The 8,798-nt window shown below is 34.3% G+C and carries 6 protein-coding genes; 1 reads left to right on the top strand and 5 read right to left on the bottom strand.

What is annotated here, in order from left to right; genetic code table 11:
* Positions 1 to 174 precede the first annotated feature (174 nt).
* Entirely contained in the window at positions 175 to 1,134 is a 960-nt protein-coding gene (locus C8E01_RS20930) for a glycosyltransferase (RefSeq protein ID WP_116545410.1), read from the bottom strand.
* Positions 1,135 to 2,378: 1,244 nt separating this feature from the next.
* Between C8E01_RS20930 and C8E01_RS20925 the strand changes: the two genes are divergently transcribed.
* A complete protein-coding gene (locus tag C8E01_RS20925) occupies positions 2,379 to 3,749 on the top strand; it encodes an exopolysaccharide biosynthesis polyprenyl glycosylphosphotransferase (RefSeq protein WP_243409749.1) in 1,371 nt (456 codons plus the stop codon).
* 415 nt (positions 3,750 to 4,164) lie between these two features.
* Here the strand turns inward: C8E01_RS20925 and C8E01_RS20920 are convergent, their stop codons facing one another.
* The 4 genes from C8E01_RS20920 to C8E01_RS20905 form a co-directional block, all read right to left on the bottom strand.
* Positions 4,165 to 4,920: a WecB/TagA/CpsF family glycosyltransferase gene (locus tag C8E01_RS20920; protein ID WP_165820706.1), complete on the bottom strand. Its 756-nt coding sequence runs from the start codon at positions 4,918 to 4,920 to the stop codon at positions 4,165 to 4,167.
* A gap of 186 nt (positions 4,921 to 5,106) precedes the next feature.
* The gene (locus C8E01_RS20915; RefSeq protein WP_116545408.1) at positions 5,107 to 6,273 is read right to left on the bottom strand and encodes a glycosyltransferase; all 1,167 of its coding nucleotides are present in this window, start codon (positions 6,271 to 6,273) and stop codon (positions 5,107 to 5,109) included.
* Between the two features lie 33 nt (positions 6,274 to 6,306).
* Positions 6,307 to 7,431 carry a glycosyltransferase family 4 protein gene (locus C8E01_RS20910; protein WP_116545407.1) on the bottom strand — a complete coding sequence of 375 codons (1,125 nt, stop codon included), beginning with the start codon at positions 7,429 to 7,431 and terminating at the stop codon, positions 6,307 to 6,309.
* A gap of 91 nt (positions 7,432 to 7,522) precedes the next feature.
* A complete protein-coding gene (locus C8E01_RS20905) occupies positions 7,523 to 8,782 on the bottom strand; it encodes an O-antigen ligase family protein (protein ID WP_116545406.1) in 1,260 nt (419 codons plus the stop codon).
* Between the last annotated feature and the right edge of the window lie 16 nt (positions 8,783 to 8,798).

Genomic DNA, 8,798 nt, shown 5'->3' with positions numbered 1-8,798 from the left:
GCTCTACATCGACAACATACGGGTGGGGACGTCAGCCAACACGCTGGCCGACATGACCTCCTCCACCATATCCGCCCCAACCGTTTCAGAACCAGTAAAATTAAATGTACACTGATAAGCGATCAATGATGATATACGTTCTTAAGCTATTGGTCTATGTGTAAATAGATATCTTTAGTTTATTGCTTCCTGATATATATTTATCAACTTGTCAGCGACCATAGGCAAATCTAGTCCAAGATCTAAAAGCCTTTGTCTACCATAACAACTTTCCATATCCATCACCTCAAAGATCTTTTGTGCGAGGTCTGTAGCATTAAATTCGGAAATTGCATATCCTGGTGTATTTTCCACTAAATACCGCACGTCACCAACATCAGTAAATACACCTTTACAATTACAAGCCATTCCTTCTTTAACGACATTGGGAGAGCCCTCTTCAAATGAGCACATTACCAGTACGTCAACAGAATTTAGATATTTAAATACCTGTGCATGTGGGATGGGGAATGGGGCGACTATTTCAATGTTATGAAGAGCAAGTTTCTCATATGTGACTTTCAGCAGATCAAAGTTTTTTCTTGGGTCTTTGGGATTTCCTAAAAATAAAACGTACTTCTTATCCTTTGAAAGACCCAACTCTTCTCTAAAATCATACTTAGTTGGATAAAATTCTTGAACGTTAACTCCATTCGGCAATAAGTGTGACTTCTTTTTTTGCCAAACAAATTTCTCGATATTCGGAGATTTGGAAATAATCTTTTTTACAAATGGCTGAATTAATATTGTAGAGAATGTTAGTAAATTAAGATGATTTCTGTTCTTAACAAGTTTTTCTACTCTCCCATAGGCGTCTGTTCCCATAAGAGACAACACAATTGGTGCTTTGGGATATGCTAATATTACTACCCAGGCTGAAAGCGTGAAATGGGCATGAATGATGTCAAATTCTCCTGATTTCAACATTTCTCTCAATGTTTTGACATTGGAAAGGTATCCAACAAATCCTCTCCCTGTAATTGTAAAGTATGTTATATCTATTAGCTTTTCCCTTAAAGATTCCCCTTGCACTTTTATAAAAGGAGCAATACCATATGCTTTTAAATTACCTGAAGAAACAAATAATACTTTCATGCTTTTTCCCACAGTGTGGTCTCACATTAATTAAGAACCTAATCAGTTTTGTATCCCTTCAAAACTGCTTGAATATCACCATAAGGCGAAATTAATTTTTATTTTATCTGAATATACTGCAAAAAGTAATGAATAGTTGAAAAAGAATATAGTGCTTAACGCCCTTGCAGTTTTGCCATGAATATGAGCTAAAGCTTTTCAGACTCTTCTCAAGAAAATTTCTTAATGGTTATTATTGCTGCAGTCAGTTTACAATAAACTCTATTAGCTATCTATTGGTGGAAACAGCCAAAGTGGATAGGTCTTCGGCCGCTATTTCGGTCTATTCTAGATCATTTGATCTGGTCTCAACCTTTTAGGGGCATGGACGTCATATTTGCTTACATACTATCAAGCACTATCACTATGTTACTGTTCAGTTTTGGCATATTCGTTTGTAGCAGCAATTGCAGTGTGGCCGACAATGCAAATTATAGTCATGCAAACATTTATTTAGATTGATAAAACTGATGACCTGAGTTATAATTATTTCTTTGGCTTCATTAAGACATTTTCTCTTTTGAATTGTCAATTGGTGTAACTTCTTCCAGATTAGAGGTAGTCTGGTCTGAAAAGTAAATATTAGTATAGCAGGGCTAAAAGAAGTTTACGACTCATTCGATATCTCACTATTTGTTCTGGCTAATCTTATTATAACAACAGATGTGCGAAATTTAAGATCGCAGGGCTCTGAATCCTAGCTATCATCAATAAGCCAATTCTGTCATCTATACACTCACGGAAAAGTTCATTCACCCTGCAATTGCATACCTTCACACTGAAAAATCATGATTTTGTTAGGAGTTGAAAATTTTATTAGCAAAATCTAGAAAAAAGCAAATCTTTAATTCTTAGTTTAAGTATATAAAATATAGGTTGATTATTAAATTTGGATTTAATAATTCTATACAAACCTGATAATTATTGGTATTTATAGCTTTATTATAATTTTATTTAAATATGATAAACCTTTACATTAAAACTGCAAACCTCTTTAGAATTAGCTTATATCTAGTCTTATTGGTTGAGGAATATTAGCAAAATTTTTTAATAACAAATCCTGTTCCTCGTTTTGGTCAAAATAACAGTAACGGATGAGTGATAGGAGTCTAGTCTTATTTATAAAGACTAAAGTCAGAAATGTAGTGAGTTGGTCAAAGGCAGCTTTGAACATTATATAAGATCGATAACTTAATGTTATAGTTATGATTAAGCACAAATATACTCAACCTTCCATTTATTTTGGTGGAGATATAATTACGTTGTTAATTTCAATAATTATATCTGTTTTTCTTTTTAGTGAAGAAGCAGCCCTTAAGATGGAAATGTATGTAATAGGAAGTTTAATTCTGTTCTGGATACTAATAGGTTACTGGAGAAATAAAAACATAGATAGTCTCGGGAATACAGGTTCTAGAACCATATTCTATATCAAGGCCTATCTTTTAATGCTCTTACTGATATTAGTTGCAGTTACTACTTTTAATTTAGACGATTTAAATAAGAATGTAGTAATAGCCTTTGTTATTTCACTTCCAATCGTAGGTATACCCGTTAATTATTTTATTATTAGACTGAAAAGGGTAATGTATTCTGCGAAAAAATCAAAACATACCTTGGTAGCTGGAATAGGTAATCTGGCTGTTAATGTTGAGAAGGATCTGATAAGCAGCAAACAACATTATGTGCAAGGTTTTATTAAATGTAAAAATGAAGATTGCTTAGTAAGTAATGACAAAGTTGTAGGGGATTTGAGTAATATACAGAGTTACTTGAAAGATAACCCTGTAGACGAAATTGTAATTGCGATCCCTGTCAAAGCATCAAAAAAAATAAGGCAAATTATTGCTGCAGCTGACTACCATGGAGTACGTGTGAAGTATGTACCTGACTTCCAAAACTTATTGGGGAGCAACTATAAAATAACACGATATGGACATATCGAAGCTATAAATGTTAGACAGCTGCCACTTGATGACAAGAGACTGTTCTTCATTAAGAATACCTTTGATAAGGTTTTCTCCTTAGTTGCTTTAATCCTGCTTGCGCCTCTCTTCCTTATACTTGCAACGTTGATAAAGCTGGAGTCACGTGGACCAATTTTTTATTGTCCGGTTAGAATAGGAAGAAGTGGAAAGCCATTTAAAGTATTTAAATTTAGAAGCATGAAAGAAAATGATGCTTCAATCGGTGGACAACGTTCAACTATAAAAGAGGATAGTAGGATAACAAGCATAGGTAGAATAATGAGAAAATATAGCCTTGATGAGTTGCCTCAATTTATGAATGTACTTCTAGGAGATATGAGCGTTGTCGGGCCAAGACCGCATAGGAGTTTCCTAAACCAACAGTTTCAGGAAAGTGTAGATAAATATATGATCAGACACTATTTTAAGCCGGGGATTACGGGTTGGGCGCAAGTAAACGGCTGGAGAGGACCAACTGACACGGAAGAGCAGAAGTGTATGCGAACAAAATTCGATCTTTGGTATGTCGAAAATTGGACCTTAATGCTTGATCTGAAAATTATATGGCTAACTATATTTGGCAGAGAGGTATATAAAAATGCCTTCTAGATATGAACCAGTGTAAATTCTTTATCAAAACACACCTAACATATTATTAATAGAATCACAACTCAACTATTCTCTCAGTTTTAAATTGCTTTACTCTCCTCATTTACCGGTAATAGTCCTGGGATTGAATTTAGTAATTCGGTGCTAGCATGTGTATGGTTCTGAGTATTCTGTTGCAGCTATAGAGTTTGACGAACATGCTTGGTCTTAGTTTGCCGAAAAATAGCTTTCTGCCTTAAGCTCATCTTAGGCTGTGCTTACATAGTGAAGTAGTAGAGCTAGATGTTATACTTTCCCTGAGAGCTGGCTACATCGTGAATTCATAATTGATCCGCATCTTGATGTTTTTACTATCCAAACTTGCTGAAAATTCACCGCCATCTTCCTTTACTAGATTAACTTGCATTAAATAAATCTAGGCATGCCTTAAGCGGTTCTTAAAACTTTTAACAATTTCCTTAGACAGAGCGAACAGGAAGTAAGAGTTACAGACAGCATAACGCCTGGCGAGCCTTCGGGGATCCTGAATAGTTCTAACTAACCACCTCAAGCCTAATTTCTTTGTCATGGGGTCTAACTTCACATCTCCTACAAAATACTCGTAGCTACCTCCAACTCCCATAATTACTTTGGCATTAAGTTGGCCGTGGTATTTTATAATAAACTCTTCCTTTCTAGGAGAGCCGAAAGCTACGAATAAGAAGTCAGGCTTGAACATGGCAATTCTGCTTATAACATCTGCTTCATCTTTCTCGACATTGTAGTACCCATCTTGGAATGCAACTTTATCAATCAATTGAGGATAATCTTGTTTGATTTTCAATTCTACTCTGTCAAGCAGCTGTTGAGGAGATCCTAAGAAAAAAATTTTATATCCCGAAACGCATGACTCCCGAATAAGCTCTACCATAAGCTCGGCGCCGGAGATAGAGGAAATCTTATTTCCATGTACCAGATACTCTGCAAAGGCAATTGATTGTCCGTCAGGTATGATATGAGTGCCAGATTGAAACGTTTTTTCAAGAAAAGGATCTCTTGAACCCTGGTAGAGCTTCAAGGTATTCAAGGAAATAATGGTTGAAAGTTGGTTATCCGATATTCTGGATTTAAGCTCTTGAACAAGTGTTCTTCGATCTTTTAGATAGAGACTGTAACCAAATAGCTTTTTCATATTAAACATCTTTTTATTTAAAAAAAGTATTCTGATTTAATCTATGATACCATCAGATCTTACACCTAAAGTAGAGGTCCCATTAATACTTAACACAATCGAGAGTTTCTCAACTCATAACTTATTCAATAACTGAGTATAAGCATGCTATTCTTTTTGAATGCTGGATGCACGAGAAGTAAATTCTTAGTTACTCGCATGAATTAGACTAGAGTCATTAGTTATTTTAGGGATATCCATACCCAGAGCATTCATGTAAACCTCTTCGAATTTTCTCCCCATGCTTTCAAGTGAGAATGAGTTTAGGATGAATTCTTTACTGCGCTCCCCAAACTTGTCCCTTTTCTCCTTGTCATCAATCAGTTCGGTGACCAGCTCAGCGATCTCTATAGCAGTGCTGTCTTTTACTAAGTATCCATTCTCGTTATGACTTATAAGCTCCAAATTTCCTCCTACTCTGCTTGCAATAACCGGCTTGCTTAAAGCCATGTATTCAATTATTGCATTAGATGTACCCTCACCATTAGGTGAGAATAAAACACCAATGTCACACGCATTTATCAGAGCCTCCACATCGTCTATTCTGCCAGGAAAGATTAACCGATCATTATTACTGGTAATTTTCTTTATGTGCTGATAGGTAGTGTCAGCTTCAATGTAAGATCCTACACCAATAAAACTTATGTCACTCCTTAATTTTGTTACTATTTGAGCTATCTCAAAAAAAAGTTTATAATCTTTGTTTTGAGAGACAGAAGCCACCATTATGACTGTGTAAGGAGTTTTAATGTTATACTTTTTCTTTATAGCTAATTTGTCGGCCAAACCCTTAAAGCGGTCAAAGTCAACACCATTGTAAATTATGTAGGACTTATTCATCGGGGGAGTAAAGGCTTCAAGGCCAGCATAAGAATTAGCAATTACTGTTTTAGAGATTTTAAAATTTAGAAGATTGATTAGAAAGCTGATTGAGATTTTATTTATAAAAGGAGGTGCTGCAGTTATTTGACTATTAATGAGGGGCACTTTTGTTTTAAGAATTGAAGGCAGGGAATACAAAGTTTGTATTTTACCCCAAGTATGAATTAAATCTGGTTCATAACTTTTGACTATTTTGTAGAATTTATAGAAAATAGTTAAATCGTTTTTGCTCCATGATTTTGGAATTACATAATAAGGAATATTTAGGTCATAAAACTTTTGATAGTCTATTTTGTGTGATGTCATGACAACCAGCAGCTTATACTGATTACGCTTCTGTAAATAAGAGAGAAGCTCAACAAGCCTTCTCTCTTTCCCTCCGGACCGCAAACTGCCAATGAACAGAATTATTTTTATAGATTTATCAGTCATGTTAAAACACAGTTATGAATCATACAAGTAGCTCTATGATGCTGTTTGGTCTGTCTTTAGCAAATTCAAAAGACGGTTTGTTAAGATGAGATAGTCATGATTATGCTTTACATAATCAGTAACTCTTTTGGAAAGCGCTTCATAAGCTGTTGGAGTAATTTCATTTAATTTTTGATTTAAGTGTTGAGGGTCTTCATAAATAATACCTAGTCTATGGTCAGAAATTATCGAATCAGGATTCACCTGCTCTGTGGTGAGAATAGGTGTTCCTGTAGCCATAGCTTCTAAAAACGTATTGCTAAATCCTTCATAACGTGATGTGTTTAGCAGATATTTGGATTTAGCTAAAAAAGGCAATACCTCGTGTCTTTGTAGAAATCCAATAAATTTAACATTTGGAAGTTCCCTTAGTTTAGTTAAATATTCAATTGTTTCAGTATCGACTTTGGATCCTTCTTTACCAGCAATTAAAAAAGTCTGATTTGCCAAATTTGTTGCTATATGGTACAGCAGTTTTAAATTCTTCTGATATTGAAAAAGACCTAGCCATGCTATGTAAGAATCCTGCTTACCTTCATCAAGATAATTTGAACTTTCTAATACAATTGGGTTTGAAATTTTATGAACAACTTTGTTAGGGAACTTATATTTGATAATTCTGTACTGGTATTCATTCTGGCAGAGAATAAAACTGGATAATTTGAAAGCTATGTTTTGAAAGAGGCGATGCGTTTGTGAATATTTTGTATAAAAACGATCGTCCACTAAGAAATCATTAGATACCCTCTGTATAAATTGAATGTTTAATAAATAACATATAACCGCCAGTATACTGGAGTGCCAGGTAGGAATACTTTTATAAACAAAATCAGGTTTAATATATCTAAGGGTATTGTATATATGCGGAATCCGATAGTAGGCCCAACGTATCCATTTTATACCTTTCGATGGGTCATAGTCTTCAATGATCTTAATCTTAAAGCATTCATCCTTAAGAATTCTATCACTTTTGGGTTCAGTAAGTAAATATACATCTTGTGTAGAAGCTAAGAGACCTTGAATCCACCCATATGCTTGCACAGCGGCGCCCCCTGATGGCAATTCTTCTTTAAGTAATATATTAATTAATTTATCATCATAAAAAATAAATTTAGCCATATGTTTTAATATTTAACTTATGTACAAGTGTAGTTTATGCCTGGGAAAGATCAACAACATTGTCTTTAATTAGCTTTTGTGATACCAACCTTTAAAATCTGACTAATTCTGCCTTCTTTTCCTCAATTTTATTTAATTGATTTTCTCTATTTGTGATAGGAAGCATTAGTGTAAGAAATAGTATAATCATACTTTCTGAACTTGTGTATCGGCCTGTAATGGTATACACTAAGAATACACAGGCGCAAAAGGTTACTATTAAATAATCCTCTCTTGTTTTAGAACTTCTAAAAGCTTGAATAAAGCATGCTACCACCATTAACAAATAGAGAGATAACCCCACTATACCAGTTGAATGGATCATATTAGTTATATCTGAATGGAGCGTTCTGTCATCTAAAATGCCCTTACCATAATTGCCGGCACTATTTAAGAGTTCATAGCCAAACAATGGGCTATAATCTTCATATAAGAAAATATCATCATAGATTAATTCATACTCTAAGAATCTGGTTTCTTCCTCCAATTCACGATCTGCTAGATTTCTTTGTTCATATCTTTCTATGAAGGTCAACAGAAAGTTCGTGTTAGGAATAACGACGAAACTTACTACCAAAGACATAGCTCCAAATACTATTACATTACGAATGTTGTTTTTTGTTGAAAATATTAAAATAACTATTATAATTCCTATTATACTGAGCAACATGACAGACCTGCGCAGTGAAAGTAGAATAAAAGCTAGTGAAGTTAGTGACGTAATAAAGTATATAACATTTCTCTGACGTACAGCAAAAGCTAAAACTAGAAAGGTTGCGATAGCAAGAATATTGAAGTCCGTTGCGTACAAATTTCCATATAAAACTCCTGACGTAATACCATACATCTCATATGGAGAATATCCAGTCATAGTAGACATGATAACATTAAGTACAAAGAGGCAAAGAATCAAAAAGGCAACTGTTGATAGCTCTTTTACAATTTTATCTCTGGAGTGCTTTCTGTATATAGTGCTAATTAATGGGAGAGAGGTGAAAAACCATAAGCAAGCGAAAAAGTTAGGCCTAATACTGTCAAAGTTAGATACGTTAGTAACTAGAATCAGATAAATTAATATTAAACAGAGAGAATATATGTTTTTAGAAAAAAAACTTGAGTTTTGGTAAACAGAGTAGAGAATAAGGATAGTTATAACTGAATAATGCAGGAATGCTGGACTTGAAGGTGTAATTATTACCTTTGCAAATATTATTAAAGGTATATAAATGATGGACAGCTCTCGACGATACAACAGCAGATAGATAGGTAAAGCTAATGCCAGTATTTCTACAATTATAAAGAATATACTCATGTGTTGTAGTTTAATA

Origin of the sequence: Pontibacter virosus (assembly GCF_003096355.1) — a bacterium.
Taxonomy (GTDB): Bacteria; Bacteroidota; Bacteroidia; order Cytophagales; family Hymenobacteraceae; genus Pontibacter; species Pontibacter virosus.
This window is presented reverse-complemented; position numbering and strand designations above follow the sequence as displayed.